Raw genomic sequence first — 23942 nt, 5'->3', positions numbered from 1 at the left:
CGTGCCAGCCTTCCGAATATATAAAAATCCTTTAAAATCAACGACTTAGCTTTATGGCAAATTGCTGCGTCCAACTCAAATTGCAAGGCAGCCCCTAGCCAGCCGGGCGTTTTGCACGAATCAGTGTCGGGCCTGTTTGAGCTGGCGCATGCGCTCGTGGCAAGTACGCAGCTTGGGCAGCTCAATAGCCAGCAAAGCCCGTACATCCGGCTCGGCGTCCTGCACGGCGTCTTCGAAAGCCTCCAGGATGTGTGCTTCGGTCTGCTCGAGCTGATCGACATAGGGCGTGTCGTGATCGCCGATGCGCGAACGGGTGTCGGCGTACAGCTCGCGCATGCGCCCGGTCAGCGTGCCGCCCTGCGAAGGCTGTTCATGGCTCGCGGCGACCTTGACGCTCAGGGCCTGGATGATCTGCGTCTTGGCCTGGGCCAGATCGCGGAACAGGTGCTGCAGCTCGACGTCCTTTACTTCCTCGGCGGCATGCTGGTAGAAACGCTGCCCGTCGCGGGTGATCTCGATGAGCTCGTTGAGCTGGTTCATGGACTTGTTCATGACACCTCCTGCATGGTTGCGACAGATGTGGCCGCCCGTGAATGGGTCGGCACCCGTTTTCAGAGGGTCGCAAGCGCCATGCCACCCGCGTGGCCATTGGCGCCCCCGACAAATCAGGCACTTGGACGCGCCCCTCTGCACAGGGGAATGCAGCATGCAGGAAAGCCTTGCCAGCACCGTGCAACTTGCAAGACTTTTCATAGACTAAAGCACTCGCCAGCAACGCAACGGCGCCGCGACGGCGCTCGACACGCCATAATCGAATCTCTACAGCGACCGAACTCGCCTTTTGATGGGAGCATCCATGGACCAAACGACGGACAACGGCGGACGCATCCTCCTGGTGGATGACGAAGCGGCGATCCTGCGTACCTTTCGTTACTGCCTGGAAGACCGTGGCTATACCGTGATGACGGCAGCCAGCGCCGCACAGGCCGAAGCGATCCTGCAGCGCCAGGTGTTCGATCTGTGCTTCCTCGACCTGCGCCTGGGCGAAGACAACGGTCTGGACGTGCTACAGCAGATGCGCACGCTGGCGCCCTGGATGCGCGTGGTGATCGTCACCGCTCACTCGGCGGTGGACACAGCGGTCGATGCCATGCAGGCCGGCGCCGCGGATTACCTGCTCAAGCCCTGCAGCCCCGAACAGCTGCGTCTGTCGGCCGCCAAGCAGCTGGAAGTCCGGCAGATGGCAGCGCGCCTGGAAGCACTGGAAGGCGAGATGAAGCAGCGCAGCGATGCGCTTGGCTCGCACAGCCCGGCAATGATGGCCGTGCTGGAGACCGCCCGGCAGGTCGCCGACACCGATGCCAACATCCTCATCCTCGGCGAATCCGGCACCGGCAAAGGCGAGCTGGCGCGTGCCATCCACACCTGGAGCCGGCGCTCGAAGAAGGCCTTCGTCACCATCAACTGCCCGTCACTGTCGGCCGACCTGATGGAAAGCGAGCTGTTCGGGCACAACCGCGGTGCCTTCACCGGAGCCACCGAAAGCACCCTCGGCCGGGTCAACCAGGCCGACGGCGGCACGCTGTTCCTCGACGAGATCGGCGACTTCCCGCTGGCGCTACAACCCAAGCTGCTGCGCTTCATCCAGGACAAGGAATACGAACGCGTCGGCGACCCGGTCACCCGCCGCGCCGACGTGCGCATCCTGGCGGCGACCAACCTCAATCTCGAGGAGATGGTCCGCGAGGGCAAGTTCCGCGAGGACCTGCTCTACCGCCTCAACGTCATCACCCTCAATCTGCCGCCGATGCGCGAGCGCCCGGAAGACGTACTGGCCCTGGCCGAGCGCTTCCTCGCCGCCTTCGTCAAGAACTACGGGCGCCCGGCGCGCGGCTTCAGCGATGCAGCGGTGGCGGCGCTCAAGGCCTATCGCTGGCCCGGCAACGTGCGCGAACTGCGCAACGTGGTGGAGCGGGCAAGCATCATCTGCCCGCAGCAGATGATCGAGGTCAACCACCTCGGGCTCGGCGAACAGGCAGGTAGCAACGCTCCGCGCATCGGCGAGCCGCTGAGCCTCGAGGCACTGGAAAAGGCGCACATCGCCGGCGTGCTGAGCACCAGCGACACCCTGGAGCAGGCCGCACGCATCCTCGGCATCGACGCCTCGACCCTGTACAGAAAGCGCAAGCAGTACGGCCTATGAAACTGCAGATGAAGCTGCGAACCCGACTCTTCCTCGGGTTCTCGGCACTGATGACGGTGGCCCTGCTGGGCCTGCTGCTGGCGCTGGTCAGCGTGATGCAGATGGCCAAGAGCCAGGAGCAGCTGATCCGCGACAACTTCAGCATCATCGAGATCAACCAGCAGCTGCGTCAGACGCTGGGCAATCATCTGATCGTGATGCTTACCGACGACAACCGCAGCGAGGCGCTCGCCCCGCTGCGCCAGAGCTTCCAGCAGACCCTGGAGCGCGGCATCGCCGAGGCCAACGACGATGTCGACCGCCAGGCCTTCCGTGCAGTCGCCAGCGCCTATGCCGCCTTCCTGCAGCAGGTCGAAGCCAGCCGCCATCAGAACCTGACCCTGCTGGAAGACAACCCGCTGAGCCAGTCCTTCAACAAGGTCCGCGGCCTGATGACCGACATGCAGGGCGCGGCCTACGACAAGATCCGCGACACCGAGCTGCGCAGCCGTGATCGCGCCTCGCTGCTGGCGGGCCTGCTGGGACTCACCGCGATAGCCGTGCTGCTGATCGGCTTCATTACCGCGCACAGCTTCGCGCGACGTTTCGGCGAGCCGATCGAGCGGCTGTCCGCCGCTGCCGACCAGATCGGCCGCGGGGATTTCAACATCGCCCTGCCGACCCCGCCCATCGCCGAGCTGTCGTCCCTGAGCCGGCGCTTCGGTCTCATGGCGCAGGCTCTGCACGAGTTCAAGCAGACCAACGTGGAGGCCTTGGTCAACGGTCAGCAGCGCCTGCAGGCGTTGCTCGACAGCATCGACGACGGCCTGCTGATCGTCGACCGCGACGGTCGCCTGGAGCACGCCAACCCGGTGGCGCAGCGGCAGCTGGCCTGGGAGAACGAGCACCTGGGCTCCACCCTTGGCGAAGCGCTGGGCTATCCGCAACTGGACAACGCCGCGCGGCAGGTACTGGACGACAAGCCGCTGTCCGACCCGCCAGAGGATCTGGTCATCGAGGCCGACGGCGAACGGCGCCTGCTGGCCTGGCGCATCAGCCCGGTCAGCCACCACGACGGCAGCATCAGTGGCGCGGTGATGGTGCTGCACGACGTCACCGACCAACGCACCTTCGAACGCGTGCGCAACGAATTCGTGCTGCGCGCCTCCCACGAACTGCGCACCCCGGTCACCGGCATGCAGATGGCCTTCAGCCTGTTGCGCGAGCGTCTGCGCTACCCCGCCGACAGTCGCGAATCCGACCTGTTCGATACGGTGCACGAGGAAATGCAGCGCCTGGTCAGGCTGATCAACGACCTGCTCAATTTCTCCCGCTACCAGAGCGGCCAGCAGAAACTGGAGCTGGAGCAGTGCGACGTGCCGGAGCTGCTCGAAGCCGCGCGCCAGCGCTTCGAGGTCAACGCCGCCGAGCAAGACGTGCAGCTCAAGCTGGAGCTGCAGCAGCCGCTGCCAACGTTGATGCTCGACCGCCAGCAGATCGAGCGGGTGCTGGACAACCTGCTGAGCAACGCCCTGCGCCACACGCCCAGGGGCGGCGAGGTGCGCCTGCTGGCGCGGCACCATGGCGAGCGGCTGATCCTCAGCGTCGAGGACAACGGCGAAGGCATTCCCTACAGCCAGCAGGCACGCATCTTCGAACCCTTCGTGCAGATCGGTCGCCGTCGCGGCGGGGCCGGACTGGGGCTTGCCTTATGCAAGGAAATTGCCCAGCTGCATGGTGGCCGCATTGGCGTGCACTCGCGGATCGGCCACGGCACTATCTTCTACGTGGCGCTGCCGATCTGACGGCGCCCCATCGAGGAACCTGCCATGCCGAGTCTGAACCCCAGCCCCGAGCAGCTCGCCGACTATGTGGCGGCGATGCCCTCGGGCGTGCCGATCCTGATGCTCAATCTGTTGCGCTACAACGCCCAGGCCACCTACCCGCCAGGCAGCCCGCACAGCCCCTGCAGCGGCCGAGAGGCCTATGCCCGCTACAGCCGCGTGGCGCTGACCAAGGTGCAGGCCGGTGGCGGCGCGGTGGAGCTGCGCGCCAAGGCCCATGCGACGCTCATAGCGCCGCCGGAGGAAGAATGGGATGACCTGCTGCTGGTCAGCTACCCGTCCAAGGAAGCCTTCCTGGCCATGCTCAGCGACCGCGAATACCAGGCTGCCGCCGAGCACCGCAGCGCGGCCCTGGCTGACTCGAGACTGATCGGCACCACCCGCTACTGAGGTCAGCGGCTCGCCTGGGCGACCAGCACCTGCAGCATCGCCGCGGTTTCCGCGTCCGGCTCTCCATCGAAGCGGGTCGGGCGGTACTTCATCTGGAACGCGGCGATCACATTGCGCGTCTCGTCATCCAGATGGCCGTGGCGGGGTACCCGATAACCCTGCGCCGCCAGTGCCTCCTGGAACCAGCCGATCGCCGGCAGCCCCGCCGCGGCGTAGTGCGCCTGCGCCGCCGCCACCGCGCCGGCATCCGGCCAGGGCACTAGGCCCTCCTCGGCCAGACGCTTCCAGGGAAACAGCGGCCCCGGATCGACCTTGCGCTGCGGCGCGATGTCGCTGTGGCCGATGATGGCGCCCGGTTTCAGGCCATGACGCGCCATGATGTCCTTGAGCAGTACCACCAGCGCATCGATCTGCGCCTGCGAGTAGGGATACCAGAGCCGCCGTCCGTCCGCGCTCTGCTCGTAACCCTGATTGACCAGCTCGATGCCGATCGAGGTAGCGTTCAGCCAGGTACGCCCGTTCCATTCGCTCTCCCCGGCATGCCAGGCGCGGCGATCCTCGTCCACCAGGCGGTAGATGGTCGCCGGCGACTCACCGATCAGGTAGTGGCTGCTCACATCGCGCCCGCCGAGCAGCTCCAGCGAGCGAGGCAGGTCGGTGGAGGTGTAATGCAGCACGATGAACTGGACGCGGCTGTCGTGGCCGATCGAGCTGTGGCTGGTGTCGATGCGTGGGCCGCTGGCACAGCCGGCCAGCAGCAGAAGCAAGAGGGTAGCGGAGAACAATTTCATCGGGACGACCTCTGTGTCGACGGCGCAAATGACGCAGATGGGCAGGAGCCCGGCATGCGGTGGCGATTCGATGCCGGAGCGGCGAGGGTCGTGATTATACCGGGCGCCCGGATACAGGCCAGGCCAGCCGGTCAGGCTGGCTCGACACGATTGCGTCCCGAATCCTTGGCGCGGTAGAGCGCCCGGTCGGCACGCTCGAAGGCACACTCGGCGGTGTCGCCAGTAACGAATGCGGTCAACCCGGCGGACAGGGTGATGGCAACCCGCTCGCCCTTGAAGTGGAACGGGCAACTGCCGATGGACTCGCGCAGCGTTTCCATCAGCTGCCGCCCCGCCTCGTAAGGCGTGTTGGGTAACAGCACGACGAACTCCTCACCACCGAAACGGGCGATGAAGTCGGTCTTGCGCAACCGCTTCTGCAGCTCCGTGCCGATGATCTTCAGCACCCGATCGCCGGCCAGATGGCCATAGCCGTCGTTGACCCGCTTGAAGTGATCGACATCCAGCACGGCCAGCAGCAGATCGCCACCGTAGCGTTGCCAGCGGGCGAATTCGAGATCCAGCCGTTCATTCCATGCCGCCCGGTTGGGCAGTCCGGTCAGCGGGTCCTGCAGGGCCTTCTGCCGCTGCTCTTCCAGATGGCCGCGCAGCCCCCGTGCCGCCTGTTCCAGGCTGCCGACACGGCTGACCAGCTGCTGCAGGCGCTCGCCCAGTTTCTGCTCCTGCTCGCTGCGCTGGCGACGGTAGTTGTCGACGGTGTCCAGCAGGCCATCCAGACGCGCCTCCACCACCCGCTTGAGGCTGTTCAGGTCGGTGGCTTCACGCATGCTGTGCTGCAGGCCGCCGACTTGTTCGCGCAGCTCGGCGTCCAGCGCCTGCGCCGCATCGCGGCCTTCCACATGGCCCTGGTGGGCGGCGAGCAGGTTCTCCTGCATCGCTGTCAGACGCTCGTTGAGAGTCTGCAGGTAGTTCTCGAAATCGCGCTGACCCTGATCGCTGAAGGCGATCATCAGCATCGCCAGATCGTCCAGCACCGGCACCAGCTCGTACCAGTTCAGGCCCTGCTGGATTCGCGCGCGCAACGTCTGCAGTTGCGGTTGATGCTGCTCGGGCAGATGCAGGCTGTCGAGCAGACTGCTGAGCGTCGCCTCCACACGTTCGGCGACAACGCTGAAAGCGGGCTCCGGCGAATCCGGCAGCGCATAGGCGGCCTCCTGCGGCGGCGGCTCGGCCGCTGGCGGCAGCTCGGCGTCCGCCACCGGCTCGTCCGCTTCCGGCTCAACTGCCGAGACGACAGGCTCGACGGCCTGCTGCTCTTCGTTCGCCGGCTCCGGCAAGGTTGCCACCACGGACGGCTCGGTCACGGTGGAGGCGACGGCCGTCTCACCGACGACGACCGCCTCTGCTTCGACCGCGACCGCTGGGGCCGACGCCGCCGCTGGAAGCGCCGTCTCGAGCGGGGCCGCCGATTGGCTGTCCCGCCCCCCGAACAGGCGCTTCAGAAAGCCGCTCTGCTGCGGCGCGGACAAGCCCTGCAGGTTGAGAACCTGACCCTGCAGTACACTGAGCTCGCCGAGCAGTAGCGGCAGCTCGCGCAATCTGGTCGCACGCTGGTCCAGATCCTTGGCGAAGCGTTTGAGCGGCTTGCGCAGCTCGGCGGGCACCGACATCCCCAGCAACTGGGACACCAGCCGATGCAGCGCCTCGGTCAACTGAACGGCACGCTCCTGGCGGTGGCGTTCGGAGTCCAGCACCGCCTTTTCCAGGCGTGGAACCAGCTGACCCAGCCCATCGTCCAGATCCCCGTCACGCAGGACCTCGCGCATCTGCTGCAGGCAGCGCTCGACGGCGGGGTCGGCGCCCTCCACCGCCAGGCTGCTGCGCACCAGGCTGCGCCGCAACAGATCGACGCGCTGCTCCCAGCGGGCGTCCAGCTGCTCCTGGCGCTCGGCCAGCTGAAGATACTTTTCCTTCCAGCGTTCGGCTTCTTCGCTCATTTACGTTCAGGCACCTGTACCGGCAGGGAGTCCGCCCGCAGGGAATCGGGCAGCCGAATTTCCACCGCCACCGGCAAATGGTCGGAAATCGGCAGAGCCAGCACGTCCACACGTTCAAGCGTAAGGCTCGGGCTGAGCAGAATATGGTCCAGGCAGCGCTGCGGCCGCCAGCTGGGGAAGGTCGCTTCGACCTGCGGCGCCAACAGGCCGAGATCGCGCAACGGCGAGTTCTCCAGCAGGTCGTTGGCGTGGGTGTTCATGTCGCCCATCAGTACCTGATGCCGATAGTCGCCGATCAGGTCGCGAATGTAGGCCAGCTGCCGGGCCCGGGCGCCACCGCCGAGTGCCAGGTGCATCATCACCACCACCAGCGCGTCCGCGCCCTCGCCAAAACGCAGCAGGATCGCGCCGCGTCCCGACGGCCCAGGTAGCGGGTGGTCCTCCAGGCCCTGGGGCTCCAGGCGGCTGAGCACCCCGTTGCTGTGCTGGGCGAAGCGTCCGAGGTTGCGATTGAGCTGCTGATACCAGTAGGGAAACGCACCCAGGTGGGCCAGATGCTCGACCTGATTGACATAGCCGGACCGCAGGCTGCCGCCGTCGGCCTCCTGCAGCGCCACCAGGTCATAGTTGCCGAGCACCTCGCCGATGCGCTGCAGGTTGCCGGCCCGACCCGGATGGGGCAGCAGATGCTGCCAGCTGCGCGTCAGGTAATGGTGGTAGCGCTCGGTGCTGATGCCAACCTGGATGTTGAAGCTGAGCAGGCGCAGCCGGCCGTCGGCCGGCAGGCCGGTGCTGGCCAGGCAGTGCGGATTGACCCGTGCCTTGCCGGGGCCGGCAAGGCGTGGGGCACTCCAACGGCGCAGCATGCCGGGTTACCGCGCTGCGCGTTCTTTTTCGATGAGGAAATCCGCCACCTGCAGCGTGCGTTCCGGACCGCCGGAGGAGCCGAGGTCAAAGCGGTACTTGCCATTGACGATCATCACCGGTACGCCGGTGATCTGGTAGGCCATGCCGAGTTTCTTCGCCTGCTCGACGCGGCCACGCACGCCAAAGGAGTTGTAGGCCTTGAGGAAGGCCTGCTTGTCGACGCCATGTCCTTCGAGGAAGTCGGCCATCTCCTCCGGCGTGGCGAGCTTCTTGCGCTCCTGGTGATAGGCGGCGAATACCGCGTCATGCACCTTCGGCTCCACGCCCATGGACTCCAGCGTGACGAACAGCTGGCCGTGCGCGTTCCAGATGCCGCCGAACATGGCGGGGATGCGCTTGAACTGCACATCCTCCGGCAGCTTCTCGGCCCAGGGCTTGATCACCGGTTCGAACTGGTAGCAATGCGGGCAGCCGTACCAGAACAGCTCGACCACCTCGATCTTGCTCGGGTCGGCAACGGGCACCGGACTGCTCAGCTCGACATATTCCTTGCCGGCCTGGAACTCTGCTGCCTGGGTCACCCCGCCGAACAGGCTGGCGGTAGCAAGGACGGCAGTGAGTAGGAAGTTACGCATGAAATACTCCTGTTTACGACGAACCGATGGCGCAACAGGCTGCAGCAAAACGCCGGGACTCGCCAGCGTTTTTCATCTGCCCGTGCCAAGCCGTGACGAAGGTAGTGTAGCCAGCCCCTAAACGCAGAAGGGCGCCCGGGCTTGCGGCCCGGACGCCCTTCTCGGTCAGCCCGCGGATGCGATCAGTGCAGGCCCTGGATGTAGCTGGACAGCGCTTCGATGTCCTTGTTGCTCAGCTTGGAGGCGACGCCACGCATGATCATGCTGTCACCGTCATTGGTGCGGTTGCCTTCGCGGAAGTCGGTCAGCTGCTTGGCTGTGTACGCGGCGTGCTGGCCACCCAGTTTGGGGAAGCCGGCCAGCTCGTTACCGACGCCGTTCGGCGCGTGGCAACCGGTACAGGCCGGCATGCCCTGATCCAGCTTGCCACCGCGGAACAGTTTCTCACCCTGCTTGGCCAGAGCCGGATCGGCATAGCCGACGCTGCCCTTCTGGCTGGAGAAGTAGGCGGCGATGTCCTGCAGGTCCTGGTCGCTCAGCGGATCGAGCATGCCGGTCATTTCCAGGACCTTGCGGCCCACACCTTCCGGGGCGCCCGGCGTGCTGCCGGCCTTGATGTCCTGGAGCTGCTTGAGCAGATAACGCTCGCCCTGGCCGGCGAGTTTCGGGAAGTTCGGCGCCGGGCTGTTGCCGTCCGCACCGTGGCAGGCGCCACACACTGCAACTTTGCCCTGACCAGCTTCGGCGTCTCCAGCCGCGTGGGCCATACCGGTGATGCCAAGGGTCAACAGCAGACTCACGAGTATTTTGTTCATCAGCTAATCCAACTACGGCTAAGGGTTTGAAAGGGAATTCATCGGGTCACGCACGGCCATCGAACCGGGGCAACGCTCGTTATAAGTGGCACGCAGGGCATCCGCAGCGGGGCGGCGACACCGCCGCACAGGCGCCCGCAACAGGCTGGACACCACGCACGGCCCGATATCAGGCCAAAGCGCACATAAAAACTGCGGCATTATATACTTCCGTTTCTGAAACGGAAACGAACCATTGCCGCACCCGCGTGCACTCACCGGAACGACCATGCTACCGAAAAACCCGATTCTCGGCCTTTGCCAACAGGCCTCCTTCATGATCAGCGCCGCCAAGGTCGATCAGTGCCCGGCCGACGAGGGTCTGGAAGTGGCCTTCGCCGGTCGATCCAATGCGGGCAAGTCCAGTGCGCTGAACACCCTCACCCACGCCAACCTGGCGCGCACCTCGAAGACACCGGGACGCACCCAGTTACTCAATTTCTTCCGCCTCGATGACGAGCGCCGCCTGGTCGACCTGCCCGGTTATGGTTACGCCAAGGTGCCGATCCCGCTCAAGCAGCATTGGCAGCGCCATCTGGAAGCCTACCTGGGCAGTCGCGAGAGTCTGGTCGGGGTGTTCCTGATGATGGATATCCGCCATCCGCTGACGGAGTTCGACCGCATGATGCTGGACTGGGCCAATGCCAGCGACATGCCGTTGCACATCCTGCTGACCAAATCCGACAAGCTGGCCTTCGGCGCGGCGAAGAACGCGCTGCTGGCGATCCAACGCGATATCCGCAAGGGCTGGGGTGCCGATGTCAGCGTGCAGCTGTTCTCCGCTCCCAAGCGGCAGGGTGTGGAAGAGGCGCAGCTGGTACTGGCCAGCTGGCTCGGTTTGCTGGACGACTCCGAGCAAGACCAGGCACCTGAAGCGTAAGACCGCTCAGAACCGCTGATCCACCACGCCGTGCCAGCACGCCTGTGGTGGATGCGAACGCGACATTTATCCGCGATGCACCGGCTGCATAGCCGGGAATAACGGCTGCCGGCCCGAGCGCGACGTTCGCCGGTCCGCCTCTCCGGACCGGGCGGATGCCGAAAAACGACATCCACCCTCTCCATCACAACCTATCAGTCACGATAGGCGTCCACCGGCACGCACGCGCAGAACAGATTGCGATCGCCGTAGACGTTGTCCACACGGTTCACCGCCGGCCAGTACTTGTGCGCACGGGCGTGGGCGCTCGGGGTCACCGCCTCGGCGATGCTGTAGGGGCGATCCCACTCGCCGATCACGTCGGCCAGGGTATGCGGCGCGCGTACCAGCGGGTTGTTGTCCGCCGGCCATTCGCCGTCCTGCACCTTGGCGATCTCCGCGCGGATGCTCAGCATCGCCTCGACGAAGCGGTCCAGCTCCGCCTTCGACTCGCTCTCGGTGGGCTCGATCATCAGCGTGCCGGGCACCGGGAACGACATGGTCGGCGCATGGAAGCCGTAGTCCATCAGGCGCTTGGCAACGTCCTCCTCGCTGATGCCGCTGGCGGCCTTGAGCGGGCGCAGATCGAGAATGCACTCGTGGGCGACACGGCCGTTGCGTCCGCTGTAGAGCACCGGGAACGCGCCGCCGAGACGGTTGGCGAGGTAGTTGGCACCGAGGATTGCCACCTCGGTCGCGTCACGCAGCTGCGGGCCCATCATGGCGATGTACATCCAGCTGATCGGCAGGATGCTCGCGCTGCCCCAGGGCGCCGCGCTCACCGCACCGTTGCCCGGTTGCGGACCTTCCAGCTCGACCACAGGGTGATTGGCCACGAACGGCGCCAGGTGCGCCTTGACGCCGATCGGGCCCATGCCCGGGCCGCCACCGCCATGGGGGATGCAGAAGGTCTTGTGCAGGTTCATGTGCGAGACGTCGGCACCGATGTCCGCCGGTCGCGCCAGGCCGACCTGGGCGTTGAGGTTGGCGCCGTCCATGTACACCTGGCCGCCCTGGGCGTGGATCGCGGCGCAGATCTCGCGCACGTTTTCTTCGTAGACGCCGTGGGTCGACGGATAGGTGATCATCAGGCAGGACAGCCGGTCGCCGGCCTCGGCGGCCTTGCGCTTGAGGTCCTCGAGATCGACGTTGCCGCCCTTGTCGCATTCGACGATGACCACACGCATGCTGACCATCTGCGCAGAAGCTGGGTTGGTGCCGTGCGCCGAGGACGGGATCAGGCAGATGTCGCGCTGCCCTTCACCGCGGCTCTCGTGATACTTGCGGATCGCGACCAGGCCGGCGTATTCGCCCTGGGCACCGGAGTTGGGCTGCATGCTGATGGCGTCGAAACCGGTGATCGCGCAGAGCCAGGCTTCCAGCTCTTCGATCATCAGCCTGTAACCCTGCGCCTGGCCCCGCGGGACGAACGGATGCAGGTTGGCGAATTCGGCCCAGGTGATCGGAATCATTTCGCTGGTGGCGTTGAGTTTCATGGTGCAGGAGCCGAGCGGGATCATCGCCTGGTTCAGCGCCAGATCCTTGTTTTCCAGCTGCTTGAGGTAGCGCAGCATCTCGGTTTCGCTGTGGTGCGAGTTGAACACCGGATGCTCCAGGTAGCCGCTCTCGCGTTGCAGCCCTGCGGGAATGCCCGCGGCCAGCTCACCGGCATCCAGCGCGGCGACATCGAGGCCGTGATCGGCACCGAGGAAGATCGCCAGCAGCTGCTCGACGGTGCGCTCGTCGCAGGTCTCGTCGAGGCTCACGCCCAGCCGGCCGCGGCCGAGGATGCGCAGGTTGATCTGCGCCGCCTCGGCACTTTCGATGATCGCGGTCTGCGCACCACCGACCTCGAGGGTTAGGGTGTCGAAGAAATGCCGGTTGAGCCGCACGATGCCCTTCTGCTCCAGACCCGCGGCGAGGATGGCGGTCAGCCGATGGACGCGCTGTGCGATGCGCTTGAGGCCCTGCGGGCCGTGATAGACGGCATAGAAGCCAGCGATGTTGGCCAGCAGCACCTGCGCGGTGCAGATGTTGGAGTTGGCCTTCTCGCGACGGATATGCTGCTCGCGGGTCTGCAGCGCCATGCGCAGCGCGGTGTTGCCGCGGGCGTCCTTGGACACGCCGATGATGCGTCCCGGCATGCCGCGCTTGAACTCGTCGCGGCTGGCGAAATAGGCCGCGTGCGGGCCGCCGTAGCCCATCGGCACACCGAAGCGCTGGGTCGAGCCGAGCACCACGTCGGCACCCAGTTCGCCCGGCGGGGTCAGCAACAGCAGGCTGAGCAGGTCGGCCGCCACGCAGGCCAGCGCCTGCTGTGCGTGCAGCTGCTCGATCGCCGGACGCAGGTCGCGAATCTCGCCATGGGTATCCGGGTACTGCAGCAGCGCGCCGAACACCTCGTGTCCGGCCAGGTCGTCCAGCGTGCCGACTACCAGTTCGAAGCCGAACGCTTCGGCGCGGGTCTGCACCACCGAAAGCGTCTGCGGATGGCAATTCTCGTCAACGAAGAAACGGTTGCTCTTGCTCTTGGCCATGCGCCGGGCCAGGGTCATGGCCTCGGCTGCTGCGGTCGCCTCATCGAGCAGCGAGGCGTTGGCCAGATCGAGACCGGTGAGGTCGATGATCATCTGCTGATAGTTCAGCAGCGCTTCCAGCCGACCCTGGGCGATCTCCGGCTGATAGGGCGTGTAGGCGGTGTACCAGCCCGGATTCTCCAGCACGTTGCGCAGGATCACCGGCGGGGTGATGGTGCCGTGGTAGCCCATGCCGATCAGGCTGGTCCAGAGCTGGTTCTGCTCGGCATAGCCCTTGAGCTTGGCCAGCGCCGCCTGTTCATCCAGCGCGGGCGGCAGATTCAGCTCGCCCTGCAGGCGGATCGCCGGCGGCACGGTCTGCTCGATCAGCTGCTCGCGGCTGGCCAGCCCCAGCGCGTCGAGCATGGCCTGCTGTTCGCCCTGATCCGGGCCGAGGTGACGGCGCAGAAAGGCATCGGTTTGCTGGAGTTGGGAAAGGCTCGGCATATACGGCATGGTCGCTACTCTCGGAAAAAACAAAAGCCCCGACAGAGCGGGGCTTTTGCGGATGATGCTTAGGCGTCGGCGTCGCAGGCGGCCTGGTAACCGGCTGCGTCGAGCAGCTTGTCCAGCTCCGCCTTGTCGCTCGGCTGCAGGCGGAAGAACCAGCTGCCGTAGGGGTCGCTGTTGACCTGCTCGGGCGAATCGGCCAGCGCCTCGTTAATGGCGATCACCTCACCGGAAACGGGGGCATAGATGTCGGAGGCGGCCTTTACCGACTCGACCACGCCGGCTTCCTGACCGGCATTGAGCTGGCGCCCGACCTCGGGCAGCTCGACGTAGACCACATCCCCCAGCGCCTCCTGGGCGTGATCGGAGATGCCGACGGTGACGCTGCCGTCCGCTTCGAGACGGGCCCACTCGTGGCTGGCGGCGTAACGCAGATCGCTGGGGATATTGCTCATTGTTGGATCCTCAAGGCTGTTGACAGCAGTCGCGCAAAACAGTCGGTCGAATTTACACCAGTACCTTGCCGTGCCGCACGAATGTCGGCTGCACGACCCGCACCGGATACCACTTGCCACGAATCTCCACTTCCGCGCGCTCGGCGGTGCCGGCCGGCACGCGCGCCAGGGCGATGGATTTGCCAAGCGTAGGAGAAAAACTGCCACTGGTGATCTCGCCGTCACCGACACCGTTGACCCGCACCACCTGATGGGCACGCAGCACGCCGCGCTCTTCCAGCACCAGGCCGACCAGCTTGGGCAGATCGCCTTCGGCGCGCTGCTGCTCCAGCGCGGCACGGCCGACGAAATCGCGCTCGGCGGGCTCCCAGGCCACGGTCCAGCCCATGTTGGCGGCCAGCGGCGAGACCTCCTCGGTCATGTCCTGGCCGTACAGGTTCAGTCCGGCTTCCAGACGCAGGGTGTCACGAGCGCCAAGGCCGATGGGGGGGATGCCGGCACCGACCAGCTCGCTGAGAAAATCCGGCGCCTGCTCGGCCGGCAAGATGATCTCCAGACCATCTTCGCCGGTGTAGCCGGTACGACCGATGAACCAGTCGCCTTCGGCCAGGCCCTGGAATGGCTTGAGTCCCTGGATCAGCGTGGCGCGGGCCTGGCTGACCAGCTCGGCGGTGCGCGCACGGGCATGCGGCCCCTGGATGGCCAGCATGGCCAGCTGCGGACGCTCGTTGATCTCGACGGCGAAATCCGCCGCCTGGGCCTGCATCCACGCCAGGTCCTTGTCGCGGGTACTGGCATTGACCACCAGGCGGTAGCCCCAGTCGGTGAGGTAGACGATCAGGTCATCGATCACCCCGCCGCGCTCATTGAGCATGGCCGAGTAAAGAGCGCGGCCGGGGCTCTTCAGGCGTGCCACGTCGTTGGCCAGCAGGTGTTGCAGATAAGCGCTGGCCTGGTCGCCGGCCACATCGACCACGGTCATGTGCGAGACGTCGAACACTCCGCAATCACGTCGCACCTGATGATGTTCTTCGACCTGGGAGCCGTAGTGCAGTGGCATGTCCCAGCCACCGAAGTCGACCATCTTGGCGCCGAGCGCAAGGTGCTGATCGTAGAGGGGAGTACGCTGACCCATGGGTTTCTCCTTCCGGGCAGGTCGCCGAATCGGCGTTGGAAAAGTCAGTAAAGCCGGCCCTTGCGGGGAGCGGCGACTTTCGAATGGCGCGCATTGTAGCCCCAAGGTGGCAGGAGGTCACGGCGCATCAGGCGGCAGGAGACTGGAGGTCGAACGGCCTTACACGGGCGCTACCGGACCGCGTGCAGCGCCACCGGAAAGCCTCGGCAGGCTAGCCGACGCGCCTGGCCGAGCGACGAATCAGCAGGATCACCGGCAGCAGGCCGACCAGCACCAGCGTCAGCGCCGGCAGCGAGGCGCGCGCCCATTCGCCTTCGCTGGTCATCTCGAAAATGCGCACCGCCAGAGTGTCCCAGCCGAACGGACGCATCAGTAGAGTCGCCGGCATTTCCTTGAGCACGTCGACGAACACCAGCAGCGCCGCACTCAGCGTGCCCGGCAGCAACAGCGGCAGATAGACGCGCAAGAACAGGGCCGGCCCGCCGACACCGAGGCTGCGCGACGCCTGCGGCAGCGATGGACGAATTCGAGCCAGGGCGTTTTCCAGCGGGCCGAAGGCGACCGCCATGAAGCGGATCAGATAGGCCAGCAGCAAGGCACCGAGGCTGCCGAGCAGGATCGGCTTGCCGGCCCCGCCCAACCAGCTCGACAGCGGTATCACCATGTGCCGGTCCAGGTAACTGAACGCCAGCATGATCGACACTGCCAGCACCGAGCCGGGCAGCGCATAACCCAGGTTGGCCAGGCTGACCGCGCTGCGGATCGAACGCACCGGCGCCTGGCGCCGGGCGAACGCCAGCAGCAGCGCCACGCTGACGGTGATAAGCGCAGCCATGCCGCCAAGGTAGAGCGTGTGCAGGATCAGCCCGGCGTAGCGCTCGTCGAGGTCGAAGCGCCCGCGCTGCCAGAGCCAGGCCAGCAGTTGCAGCACCGGAATGACGAAGGCACAGAGAAACACCAGACCGCACCAGGCGCTGGCGGCCAAGGCCTTCACGCCGGTCAGCCGATAAAGTGCAGCAGAGCGCGCGCGCTCGTTGGCCGGCCGCGCCGCGCCGCGCGCCCGGCGTTCGCCGTAGAGCACCAGCATCACCGCCAGCAGCAGCAGACTGGCCAGCTGCGTGGCGCTGGTCAGACTGAAGAAGCCGTACCAGGTCTTGTAGATGGCGGTGGTGAAGGTGTCGAAGTTGAATACCGCCACGGCACCGAAATCGGCCAGCGTTTCCATCATCGCCAGCGCCAGACCGGCACCGATGGCCGGCCGTGCCATCGGCAGCGCCACGCGCCAGAAGGCCTGCCAGGGCGTCTGGCCGAGTACCCGCGCCGCCTCCATCAGCCCCTTGCCCTGAGCCAGAAAGGCCGAGCGAGCCAGCAGATAGACGTACGGGTAGAACACCAGCACCAGCACCGCGATGACGCCCCCGGTGGAACGCACCCGCGGAAAGCGGATACCGCTGCCGAACCACTCGCGGGCCAGGCTCTGCACCGGCCCGGAGAAATCCAGCAGACCGATGAAGACGAACGCCAGCACGTAGGCGGGTATCGCGAACGGCAACATCAGCGCCCAGTCGAGCCAGCGTCGACCGGGAAACTCGCACAACGCCGTCAGCCAGGCGAGGCTGACCCCTAGCACCACCACGCCGATGCCCACGCCGAGCACCAGGGTCAGCGTGTTGCCCAGCAAACGCGGCATCTGCGTGTCCCACAGGTGCGCCCAGATGTCGCCATCGATGCTGCCCCAGCTGAACAGCAGAATGCTCAGCGGCAGCAACACCAGCGCCGCGACGGCGAATGAGATGGGATACCAGCGGCGCTCGACGGGATGGGACACTCAAGCCTCGACAGCAGGAAAAACGACGCCCCGGACAAGCCGGGGCGCGAAGTATAACCGCAGCGGCAGACCTGGCGGCTGAGCCGCGGTCACCGCAGCGATGGCGGCAGGCGGATCAGTTCCAGCCGGCGCGGTCCATCATCTTGATCGCCTCGGCCTGGCGCTTGCCGGCGACTTCAACCGGAATGGTGTCGGCCTTGAACTCGCCCCATGCCGCAACTTCGGCGGACGGTTTCACGTCCGGGTTGGCCGGGTATTCCATATTGATGTCCGCGAAAATGCTCTGAGCCTCGGCGCTGGTCATCCACTCCACCAGCTTGCGCGCAGCATCCGGATTCGGCGCGTGCTTGGTCAGACCGATGCCCGACAGGTTGACGTGCACGCCGCGGTCCTGCTGGTTCGGCCAGAACAGCTTGGCCTTGAGCTGCGGGTTCTGCGCATGCAGACGACCGAAATAGTAGGTGTTGACGATGCCGACGTCGCACTGCCCGGCGTCGACCGCCATGACCACGGCGTTGTCGTCGGCGAATACGTCGGTGGCGAGGTTGTTCACCCAGCCCTTGAGGATCTGCTCGGTCTTCTCGGCGCCATGGGTTTCGATCATGGTGGCGGTCAGCGACTGGTTGTAGACCTTCTTGCTGGTGCGCAGGCACAGGCGGCCTTCCCAGTTCTTGTCGGCCAGCGCTTCGTAGGTGGTCAGCTCACCGTCCTTGACCCGCTCCGGCGAGTAGACGATGGTCCGTGCGCGCAGCGACAAGCCGGTCCAGGCATCGCTGGAGGAGCGGTACTGCGCGGGGATGTTGTCCTTCACCACCTGGGAGTTCAGCGGCTGCAGGATGCCCATTTCTTCGGCTTGCCAGAGGTTACCGCCATCGACGGTCAGCAGCAGGTCCGCAGGAGTGTTCGCGCCTTCGGCCTTGATGCGGGCCATCAGCGGAGCTTCCTTGTCGGTGATGAACTTGATCGCTACACCGGTCTTCTTGGTGTAGGCGTCGAATACCGGTTTGATCAGCTCATCGATGCGCGAGGAGTAAACCACTACTTGATCGGCAGCCTGGACAGCGCCCGATAGCGCCGTCAGCGCCAGGGCGGCGAGAAAACCTTTGCTAGCCTGCATGGAACAGCCTCTTGGTGAGATGGAACATAGGCCTGAATAGTAGTGAATGTTATTTACCTTCTCAATGCGACAAATCGTGCCGGTAACCTTTTGTAAATATCAGTCTGCTATCAAGGCCGCGCCAGCGCAGGCAGGTCGCCGCTCAAGCCCAGCGCCTGGCGGACGAACAGCGCTTTCGCCTCCGGCAGAGCCTGTACCGCCTTGAGGCCGGTGTTGCGCAACCAGCGCAGCGGCAACGGATCGGCCTGGAACAGTCGCTCGAAGCCCTCCATCGCCGCCATCATCGCCAGGTTGTGCGGCATGCGGCGGCGTTCGAAGCGACTCAGCACCCGGATATCTTCGGGCCGCTCACCACGCGCCATGGCCGCCTCGATGACCTCCGCCAGAACCGCTGCGTCGAGAAGCCCGAGGTTGACCCCCTGCCCTGCCAGTGGATGGATGGTGTGCGCGGCATCGCCGATCAGCGCGAGCCCAGGCTGTACGTAGCGCTTGGCATGACGCTGGCGCAGTGGAATGCACAGCCGCGGATCGACCTCCTCCACCTCGCCCAGACGCTGCTCGAAGGCACGGCCCAGCGCCGCGCGGAACGCCACGTCATCCAGCGCCATCAGGCGCCTGGCTTCTAGCTCGGTAACCGACCAGACGATGGAGCACCAGTGCTGGTCGCCATCACGCTCCAGCGGCAGAAACGCCAGCGGGCCGTCGTCGGTGAAGCGTTGCCAGGCAGTCCGCTGATGCGGCTCGCTGCAGCGCACACTGGTGACGATGGCCTGATGCAGATAGTCCCATTCGCGCGTTTCACAGCCAGCCAGCCGGCGCACCGCCGAGTTAGCGCCATCGGCGGCGACCAGCAAGGGCGCGTTCAGCTGACGACCGTCGTCCAGTGTCAGTTGCCAGCCCTGCGGCGTACGTTCCAGCCGCTCGAGCCGGGCGGCGCCGAGCAACCGCTGGCCGCCACGGCGCTGCATCGTCTCCAGCAGCGCGTCCTGCACCACCCGGTTCTCGACGATATGGCCGAGCACCTCGGCATGCACGGTCTCGGCGGAAAAATGGATCTGTCCGGTACCCGAGCCATCCCAGACATGCATGTCGGTGTACGGGCTGACGCGCCGCGCCGACATCCCCGGCCAGGCGCCGAGGCGCTCGAAGATGCGCTGACTGGCTGCCGACAGGGCGCTGACTCGTGGCTCGAAGCCGCCTTGCGGGTCGAAATCGGCGGCCTCCAGCGGGCTCGCATCGAGCACCAGGATGTCCAGCCCGCTGCCTTCGAGTGCCAGCGCCAGCGCACTGCCGACCATTCCGGCACCGACGATGATCAGATCGGCTTGCATCAGTTGTCTCCTGCCTGCCGCGCGCGCGGCTTGAGTCTTATGTAGAGGGTCTTCTGCACCCGCGCCACCAGCGTACCGTCGCCATCACGCACTTCGACGTGCATCCGCGGCAGGTACTTGCAGCCATCGGCGGTGCGCATGCGAATCTCGTCGAGCAGTTGCTGGCTGATGCTGAAATCGGCGTAGACCGCACCCCGTCCGGGGCTGACGAATTCGATGTTGGCCGCCTTGTCCCAGACGATGTAGTCCGGCCCGAGGTTCTCCAAGAGCATCAGCACGAAGAACGGATCGACCATGGAATACAGCGATCCGCCGAACTGCGTGCCCACGTAGTTGCGGTTGTACCAGCGCAGCACCATCTTGACCCGGACCAGGCGCAGGTCGGCGCTGATATGTCGCACCCGCACCCCGGCGCCGAGGTACGGCGGGTAGAAGTTCAAGGCCCAGCGCAGAAATCGCGCCTTGCGCGCCAGCCTGGACCCATCCATGCGGAAGCCCGCGGGTACGGCGCGGTCAGCCGGCACGTGTGCCGAGGCCCATGGCCTGGCGCGCGAACCAGCGTTTGGCCACGGGAGCCAGGTCCAGGCCGAGCAAGCCGAGGTTACGTCCGGTGGCGACGAGCCGTCCGGAATCGCCGAACAGGCGGGTAACCTGGTCGGAGAAACCCACGGTCAGGCGCTGATCGAAACGTTGCCGGCGGGCGTATTCCTGCAGCAGCGCCAGATCGCCCAGCGGCGCTTCGCTGCGCAGCAACGCGGCACTCAGCGCATCCACGTCCCGTAGCGAGAGGTTGTAACCCTGTCCGGCGATCGGATGCAGGCTGTGGGCGGCATTGCCCAGCACCACCAGCCCCGAGCGTACCTGTTCCTCGGCCTCGATCAGCGTCAGCGGGTACAGATGACGGGCGCCGACCTGCTGCAGCGCGCCCAACCGATAGCCGAAGGCGTCCTGCAGTTCGGCAAGAAACACCGATTCGTGGGCCTGGGCCAGGCGCGTGGCATCGGCCGGCGAGCGGGTCCATACCAGGGCGCAGCGATGGTCCTGCAGCGGCAGCAGCGCCATCGGGCCGTCTTCGGTGAAGCGCTCGAAAGCCAGCCCGCCATGGGGCTTGCCCGGGGTGATGTTGGCGATCAGCGCGGTCTGCGCGTAGGGCCTGCGCGCGACCTGGATGCCGAGTTGCTCGCGCAGGCTGGAGCGGCCGCCGTCGGCCAGCACCGTCAGCGCGCACTCCAGCCGCTGGCCATCGGTGAAGCTCAGGCGATAACCGGCGGTGCCGGGCTCCAGCTGCTCGACTTCGGCCGGGCAATGGCGCACCACCACCTCGTCATCCAGCGCCTGCCACAGGCAATGTCCGATCCAGGCGTTCTCTACCACATAGCCCAGCGCCTCGACCGCCTCGTTCCGCGCATCCAGCCGGGCGGCACCGAAGCGGCCGCGTTCGGAAACGTGGATGCGCAGAATCGGCTCGGCACGCTCGGCGATCCGGCCCCACAGGCCCAGACGCTGATAGATCAGCCGGGTGCCGTAGGACAGCGCCGTGGAGCGCGCATCGTAGCTCGGCTGGTACTCGTGCCCCGGCTCGAACGGCTCGATCAGGTGGATGCGCCAGCCACGCTCACGGGCGCCCTCCTGCAAGGCCAGCGCAAGGCTCGCGCCGACCAGTCCGCCCCCGATGATCGCCAGGCTCTGCATCAGGCGGCCTGTTCTCGTGCGGCGGCCATCAGTGCCTCGATCTCGGCCACGCTCTTCGGCACGCCACCGGTGAGGATCTCGCAGCCGTTCTTGGTCACCACCACGTCGTCCTCGATGCGTACGCCGATGCCGCGCCATTTCTTGGCGACGTTCTGGTTGTCCGCGGCGATATAGATGCCAGGCTCCACGGTCATCGCCATGCCCGGCTCGAGCACGCGCCACTCGCCACCGATCTTGTAATCGCCGACGTCGTGCACGTCCATGCCCAGCCAGTGGCCGGCGCGATGCATATAGAAAGGTTTGTAGGCCTCGCTGGCGATCAGCTGGTCGACCTCACCCTGCAGCAGACCCAGCTCCACCAGGCCGGCGGTGATCACCCGCACCGTGGCCTCGTGCGCCTCGTTCCAGTGCTTGCCGGGTGCGATGTGCTTGAAGGCTTCTTCGTTGGCCTTGAGCACCAGCTCGTAGATGGCCTTCTGCTCGGGCGAGAACCTGCCGCTGACCGGGAAGGTGCGGGTGATATCGCTGGCGTAGCAGTCGATCTCGCAACCGGCGTCGATCAGCACCAGATCGCCATCCTTGAGCGGCGCATCGTTCTCCCGGTAATGCAGGATGCAGGCGTTCCTGCCGGCGGCGACGATGCTGCCGTAGGCCGGCATCTTCGCGCCACCCTTGCGGAACTCGTAGTCCAGTTCGGCTTCCAGGTGGTACTCGAACAGGCCGGCGCGGCTGGCCTGCATGGCCCGGATGTGCGCACGGGCGGAAATCTCCGCGGCGTGCTTCATCACTTTCACCTCGCTGCTCGACTTGTACAGACGCATGTCGTGCAGCAGGTGATCGAGGGCGACGAACTCGCTGGGCGGCTGCGCTCCCTGGCGCGCCTTGGCGCGGATGGTCTTGATCCACTCCATCAGCCGGTGATCGAAGGCTTCGTTGGTGCCGATGGCGTAGTAGACCCGATCGCGGCCCTCGATCAGGCCGGGCAGGATGTCGTCGATATCGCCGATGGGAAAGGCATCGTCGGCACCGTATTCAGCGATGGCACCGTCCTGCCCGGCACGCAGGCCGTCCCAGAGCTCACGCTCGGGATCGCGCTCGCGGCAGAACAGCACGTACTCGCCATGCTCGCGGCCCGGAATCAGGGCGATCACCGCTTCCGGCTCGGGGAAGCCGGAGAGGTACTGGAAGTCGCTGTCCTGGCGGTAGACATGCTCGACATCGCGGTTGCGGATGTACATCGGCGCCGCCGGCAGGATGGCGATGCTGTTGGGTTCCATCTGCTCCATCAGCGCCTTGCGCCGACGGGCGTATTCCGATCTGGGGATGCGAGTCATGGGCGCAACGGTGTCCTCAATGCAGGGAAGGTTTCGCGGCAGCGGGCAGCGGCTTGGCGCATTCGGTGAACAGCAGCAGCGGCGCTACGCGCAGATATTCCATCACTTCCATATAGTCGGTCTCGCCGTCCTCGGACTCTTCCAGCGAGTCCTGGATCTGCGCGATGGCCGAGAGATCCTGCAGCACTTCCATGGCTTCGCTGCTCAGCGCACGGTCACCGGCGGTCAGGCCGAAGCCGGCGAGAAAGCCCTGGCACCACTGGCCGAGGGCCACGGCGCGTTCGGCCAGTGGCGCATCGTCGCTGGGCAGCAGCAACACGATGGCGATGTCGTCACCGGCGAGCTCGCCCTTGACCATTTCCTGCAGGCCGATAAGCGCCTGACGCACGTTGTCCTGCGGCGCTTCGCCGAGCAGGTCAGAGGCATCGAGCAACCAGGGCTCGACGTCGAAACCGGCACCGGCGCAACTGCGCCCGAGCAACAGGCCGTGCAGCTCGGCCGGCGATACGCTTTGTGGACTGCCTGCCAGAAGCGTGGCGAAAGCAGCATAAGGGGAGTTCTGAATGGACATGGCGGCTAGGCGCACGGTGGCGCAATGACTAGAATGAAGGCTTCGTATCCTAGCACCGGCGGCCGCGGCAAGACCATCGAAGCCCCCGGGCATCGCCTCCGTCTTCAGCCGAGCCCCCAACAGGAATCCCATGGAAGACGCCGATCTGAAAGCGCTGACCGCCAAGCTGGAGCAGCTGATTCAGCGCATCGAACAACTCAAGGCGCAGAACCACTTGCTGCTGGCCAACGAGCGGGCCTGGCGCGAAGAGCGCGCTCATCTGATCGAAAAGAACGAAATGGCCCGGTTGAAGGTCGAATCAATGATTTCGCGCCTGAAAGCCCTGGAGCAGGACTCATGACCCAGCCGAACACCGTTACCGTGCACATCATGGACAAGGAATACTGCATTGCCTGTCCGCCGGAAGAACGCAGCAACCTGGAAGGCGCGGCCCGCTACCTGGATCGCAAGATGCGCGAGATCCGCAGCAGCGGCAAAGTCATCGGCGCCGATCGCGTGGCCGTCATGGCCGCGCTGAACATCACCCATGAGCTGTTGCACAAGCATGACCGCCTGGATGCCGAAGCCAGCAGCGCACGCGAGCATGTACGCATGCTGCTGGAGCGCGTGGACAGCGCCCTGGCCACCGACCCCAACCCATCCGGCAACTGATTGGCGGTGTCGCCGACCGAGTGGCGCCCTGTGCAGTGGCAGGGCTCGCGCGACGCTCGTTCCGCCTGTCGCCGGCCCGGCGCCAGGGTTCCCGATGAACCGGGACCAGAGGCCGGATTGTTGAGGTATACTGCGGCCAACTCCCTGGCATGTTCGCCAGTCGGCGATGACCCTCTCCCGATAAGCAACACCATGGAGGCTACACGTGGTGCCGGTGTGCATGTCCGCCTGACGGAAAGCCTTAAGGTACTCTGTAGTCGCCACCTTGAACTCTCGGGTTCAAGGGCCTACGCTGGCAGCGGCATGCTGGGGAGCCACTTCCG

General features: G+C 65.7%; 22 protein-coding genes and 1 other RNA gene. 7 read left to right on the top strand and 16 right to left on the bottom strand.

Translation table 11 applies throughout. The features are described 5' to 3' along the window. Positions 1–120 precede the first annotated feature (120 nt). A complete protein-coding gene (locus ACVRRC_RS04200; RefSeq protein ID WP_014598057.1) occupies positions 121–552 on the bottom strand; it encodes a PA2169 family four-helix-bundle protein in 432 nt (143 codons plus the stop codon). A 304-nt stretch (positions 553–856) separates the two neighbouring features. On the opposite strand from ACVRRC_RS04200, the gene algB reads away from it, so the two are divergent. Genes algB through ACVRRC_RS04185 form a run of 3 tightly spaced genes read left to right on the top strand, consistent with a single transcriptional unit; the run spans position 857 to position 4416 of the window. After that, positions 857–2203 carry a sigma-54-dependent response regulator transcription factor AlgB gene (gene algB, locus ACVRRC_RS04195; protein ID WP_011915056.1) on the top strand — a complete coding sequence of 449 codons (1347 nt, stop codon included), beginning with the start codon at positions 857–859 and terminating at the stop codon, positions 2201–2203. Further along, positions 2200–3987 carry a KinB sensor domain-containing domain gene (locus tag ACVRRC_RS04190; protein ID WP_020305596.1) on the top strand — a complete coding sequence of 596 codons (1788 nt, stop codon included), beginning with the start codon at positions 2200–2202 and terminating at the stop codon, positions 3985–3987. The genes algB and ACVRRC_RS04190 overlap by 4 nt, the downstream gene beginning before the upstream one ends. A 24-nt stretch (positions 3988–4011) precedes the next feature. After that, complete coding sequence (locus ACVRRC_RS04185) at positions 4012–4416, top strand: DUF1330 domain-containing protein (RefSeq protein WP_011915058.1); 405 nt, start codon at positions 4012–4014, stop codon at positions 4414–4416. Between the two features lie 2 nt (positions 4417–4418). Here the strand turns inward: ACVRRC_RS04185 and ACVRRC_RS04180 are convergent, their stop codons facing one another. The 5 genes from ACVRRC_RS04180 to ACVRRC_RS04160 form a co-directional block, all read right to left on the bottom strand. After that, complete coding sequence (locus ACVRRC_RS04180) at positions 4419–5207, bottom strand: N-acetylmuramoyl-L-alanine amidase (protein WP_472996656.1); 789 nt, start codon at positions 5205–5207, stop codon at positions 4419–4421. Positions 5208–5338: 131 nt separating this feature from the next. Beyond that, on the bottom strand, positions 5339–7204 hold the full coding sequence (locus tag ACVRRC_RS04175; RefSeq protein WP_472996655.1) for a GGDEF domain-containing protein: 1866 nt from the start codon (positions 7202–7204) through the stop codon (positions 5339–5341). Then, positions 7201–8070: an endonuclease/exonuclease/phosphatase family protein gene (locus ACVRRC_RS04170; protein WP_011915061.1), complete on the bottom strand. Its 870-nt coding sequence runs from the start codon at positions 8068–8070 to the stop codon at positions 7201–7203. The genes ACVRRC_RS04175 and ACVRRC_RS04170 overlap by 4 nt, the downstream gene beginning before the upstream one ends. A 6-nt stretch (positions 8071–8076) precedes the next feature. Then, on the bottom strand, positions 8077–8706 hold the full coding sequence (locus tag ACVRRC_RS04165) for a thiol:disulfide interchange protein DsbA/DsbL (protein ID WP_011915062.1): 630 nt from the start codon (positions 8704–8706) through the stop codon (positions 8077–8079). Positions 8707–8888: 182 nt separating this feature from the next. Beyond that, positions 8889–9521 carry a c-type cytochrome gene (locus tag ACVRRC_RS04160; protein ID WP_017244153.1) on the bottom strand — a complete coding sequence of 211 codons (633 nt, stop codon included), beginning with the start codon at positions 9519–9521 and terminating at the stop codon, positions 8889–8891. A gap of 268 nt (positions 9522–9789) precedes the next feature. On the opposite strand from ACVRRC_RS04160, the gene yihA reads away from it, so the two are divergent. Further along, on the top strand, positions 9790–10440 hold the full coding sequence (gene yihA, locus ACVRRC_RS04155) for a ribosome biogenesis GTP-binding protein YihA/YsxC (RefSeq protein WP_014598062.1): 651 nt from the start codon (positions 9790–9792) through the stop codon (positions 10438–10440). Positions 10441–10634: 194 nt separating this feature from the next. Here the strand turns inward: yihA and gcvP are convergent, their stop codons facing one another. The 10 genes from gcvP to ACVRRC_RS04105 form a co-directional block, all read right to left on the bottom strand. Beyond that, positions 10635–13511 carry an aminomethyl-transferring glycine dehydrogenase gene (gene gcvP, locus ACVRRC_RS04150; protein WP_045157886.1) on the bottom strand — a complete coding sequence of 959 codons (2877 nt, stop codon included), beginning with the start codon at positions 13509–13511 and terminating at the stop codon, positions 10635–10637. A gap of 59 nt (positions 13512–13570) precedes the next feature. Continuing rightward, positions 13571–13960 carry a glycine cleavage system protein GcvH gene (gcvH, locus tag ACVRRC_RS04145; RefSeq protein ID WP_013984409.1) on the bottom strand — a complete coding sequence of 130 codons (390 nt, stop codon included), beginning with the start codon at positions 13958–13960 and terminating at the stop codon, positions 13571–13573. Between the two features lie 52 nt (positions 13961–14012). Beyond that, entirely contained in the window at positions 14013–15095 is a 1083-nt protein-coding gene (gcvT, locus tag ACVRRC_RS04140; protein ID WP_285532403.1) for a glycine cleavage system aminomethyltransferase GcvT, read from the bottom strand. Positions 15096–15306: 211 nt separating this feature from the next. Next, a complete protein-coding gene (locus tag ACVRRC_RS04135; RefSeq protein WP_279649327.1) occupies positions 15307–16923 on the bottom strand; it encodes an ABC transporter permease in 1617 nt (538 codons plus the stop codon). 115 nt (positions 16924–17038) lie between these two features. Then, on the bottom strand, positions 17039–18040 hold the full coding sequence (locus ACVRRC_RS04130; protein WP_017244157.1) for an extracellular solute-binding protein: 1002 nt from the start codon (positions 18038–18040) through the stop codon (positions 17039–17041). A gap of 110 nt (positions 18041–18150) precedes the next feature. Further along, positions 18151–19371 (bottom strand): 2-octaprenyl-3-methyl-6-methoxy-1,4-benzoquinol hydroxylase, encoded by a 1221-nt coding sequence (locus ACVRRC_RS04125; RefSeq protein ID WP_472996654.1) that lies wholly within the window; start codon positions 19369–19371, stop codon positions 18151–18153. After that, entirely contained in the window at positions 19371–19859 is a 489-nt protein-coding gene (locus ACVRRC_RS04120) for a DUF4442 domain-containing protein (RefSeq protein WP_472996653.1), read from the bottom strand. Before ACVRRC_RS04120 ends, ACVRRC_RS04125 begins: the two co-directional genes overlap by 1 nt. Positions 19860–19884: 25 nt before the next feature. Next, positions 19885–21063: a 2-octaprenyl-6-methoxyphenyl hydroxylase gene (gene ubiH / locus ACVRRC_RS04115; RefSeq protein WP_472996652.1), complete on the bottom strand. Its 1179-nt coding sequence runs from the start codon at positions 21061–21063 to the stop codon at positions 19885–19887. Next, positions 21063–22397, bottom strand: coding sequence for a Xaa-Pro aminopeptidase (gene pepP / locus ACVRRC_RS04110; RefSeq protein ID WP_013984415.1), 1335 nt, complete (start codon positions 22395–22397; stop codon positions 21063–21065). The genes ubiH and pepP overlap by 1 nt, the downstream gene beginning before the upstream one ends. A gap of 16 nt (positions 22398–22413) precedes the next feature. Then, the gene (locus tag ACVRRC_RS04105; protein ID WP_017244161.1) at positions 22414–22968 is read right to left on the bottom strand and encodes a YecA/YgfB family protein; all 555 of its coding nucleotides are present in this window, start codon (positions 22966–22968) and stop codon (positions 22414–22416) included. A 130-nt stretch (positions 22969–23098) separates the two neighbouring features. On the opposite strand from ACVRRC_RS04105, the gene ACVRRC_RS04100 reads away from it, so the two are divergent. The 3 genes from ACVRRC_RS04100 to ssrS all read left to right on the top strand — a co-directional run bounded on the left by ACVRRC_RS04100 (position 23099) and on the right by ssrS (position 23936). Continuing rightward, a complete protein-coding gene (locus ACVRRC_RS04100) occupies positions 23099–23308 on the top strand; it encodes a TIGR02449 family protein (protein WP_011915075.1) in 210 nt (69 codons plus the stop codon). Next, positions 23305–23619 (top strand): cell division protein ZapA, encoded by a 315-nt coding sequence (locus ACVRRC_RS04095; protein ID WP_013984417.1) that lies wholly within the window; start codon positions 23305–23307, stop codon positions 23617–23619. The genes ACVRRC_RS04100 and ACVRRC_RS04095 overlap by 4 nt, the downstream gene beginning before the upstream one ends. A gap of 138 nt (positions 23620–23757) precedes the next feature. Further along, positions 23758–23936: non-coding RNA, 6S RNA (gene ssrS / locus ACVRRC_RS04090), on the top strand. Positions 23937–23942: the final 6 nt, after the last annotated feature.

Source organism: Stutzerimonas sp. LR2 (genome assembly GCF_055755175.1).
This window is presented reverse-complemented; position numbering and strand designations above follow the sequence as displayed.

Bases quoted from the DNA above. Each gene is read 5' to 3' on its own strand.
- ACVRRC_RS04200 (WP_014598057.1), bottom strand. From the start codon at position 552: ATGAACAAGTCCATGAACCAGCTCAACGAGCTCATCGAGATCACCCGC.
- algB (WP_011915056.1), top strand. From the start codon at position 857: ATGGACCAAACGACGGACAACGGCGGACGCATCCTCCTGGTGGATGAC.
- ACVRRC_RS04190 (WP_020305596.1), top strand. From the start codon at position 2,200: ATGAAACTGCAGATGAAGCTGCGAACCCGACTCTTCCTCGGGTTCTCG.
- ACVRRC_RS04185 (WP_011915058.1), top strand. From the start codon at position 4,012: ATGCCGAGTCTGAACCCCAGCCCCGAGCAGCTCGCCGACTATGTGGCG.
- ACVRRC_RS04180 (WP_472996656.1), bottom strand. From the start codon at position 5,207: ATGAAATTGTTCTCCGCTACCCTCTTGCTTCTGCTGCTGGCCGGCTGT.
- ACVRRC_RS04175 (WP_472996655.1), bottom strand. From the start codon at position 7,204: ATGAGCGAAGAAGCCGAACGCTGGAAGGAAAAGTATCTTCAGCTGGCC.
- ACVRRC_RS04170 (WP_011915061.1), bottom strand. From the start codon at position 8,070: ATGCTGCGCCGTTGGAGTGCCCCACGCCTTGCCGGCCCCGGCAAGGCA.
- ACVRRC_RS04165 (WP_011915062.1), bottom strand. From the start codon at position 8,706: ATGCGTAACTTCCTACTCACTGCCGTCCTTGCTACCGCCAGCCTGTTC.
- ACVRRC_RS04160 (WP_017244153.1), bottom strand. From the start codon at position 9,521: ATGAACAAAATACTCGTGAGTCTGCTGTTGACCCTTGGCATCACCGGT.
- yihA (WP_014598062.1), top strand. From the start codon at position 9,790: ATGCTACCGAAAAACCCGATTCTCGGCCTTTGCCAACAGGCCTCCTTC.
- gcvP (WP_045157886.1), bottom strand. From the start codon at position 13,511: ATGCCGTATATGCCGAGCCTTTCCCAACTCCAGCAAACCGATGCCTTT.
- gcvH (WP_013984409.1), bottom strand. From the start codon at position 13,960: ATGAGCAATATCCCCAGCGATCTGCGTTACGCCGCCAGCCACGAGTGG.
- gcvT (WP_285532403.1), bottom strand. From the start codon at position 15,095: ATGGGTCAGCGTACTCCCCTCTACGATCAGCACCTTGCGCTCGGCGCC.
- ACVRRC_RS04130 (WP_017244157.1), bottom strand. From the start codon at position 18,040: ATGCAGGCTAGCAAAGGTTTTCTCGCCGCCCTGGCGCTGACGGCGCTA.
- ACVRRC_RS04125 (WP_472996654.1), bottom strand. From the start codon at position 19,371: ATGCAAGCCGATCTGATCATCGTCGGTGCCGGAATGGTCGGCAGTGCG.
- ACVRRC_RS04120 (WP_472996653.1), bottom strand. From the start codon at position 19,859: ATGGATGGGTCCAGGCTGGCGCGCAAGGCGCGATTTCTGCGCTGGGCC.
- ubiH (WP_472996652.1), bottom strand. From the start codon at position 21,063: ATGCAGAGCCTGGCGATCATCGGGGGCGGACTGGTCGGCGCGAGCCTT.
- pepP (WP_013984415.1), bottom strand. From the start codon at position 22,397: ATGACTCGCATCCCCAGATCGGAATACGCCCGTCGGCGCAAGGCGCTG.
- ACVRRC_RS04105 (WP_017244161.1), bottom strand. From the start codon at position 22,968: ATGTCCATTCAGAACTCCCCTTATGCTGCTTTCGCCACGCTTCTGGCA.
- ACVRRC_RS04100 (WP_011915075.1), top strand. From the start codon at position 23,099: ATGGAAGACGCCGATCTGAAAGCGCTGACCGCCAAGCTGGAGCAGCTG.
- ACVRRC_RS04095 (WP_013984417.1), top strand. From the start codon at position 23,305: ATGACCCAGCCGAACACCGTTACCGTGCACATCATGGACAAGGAATAC.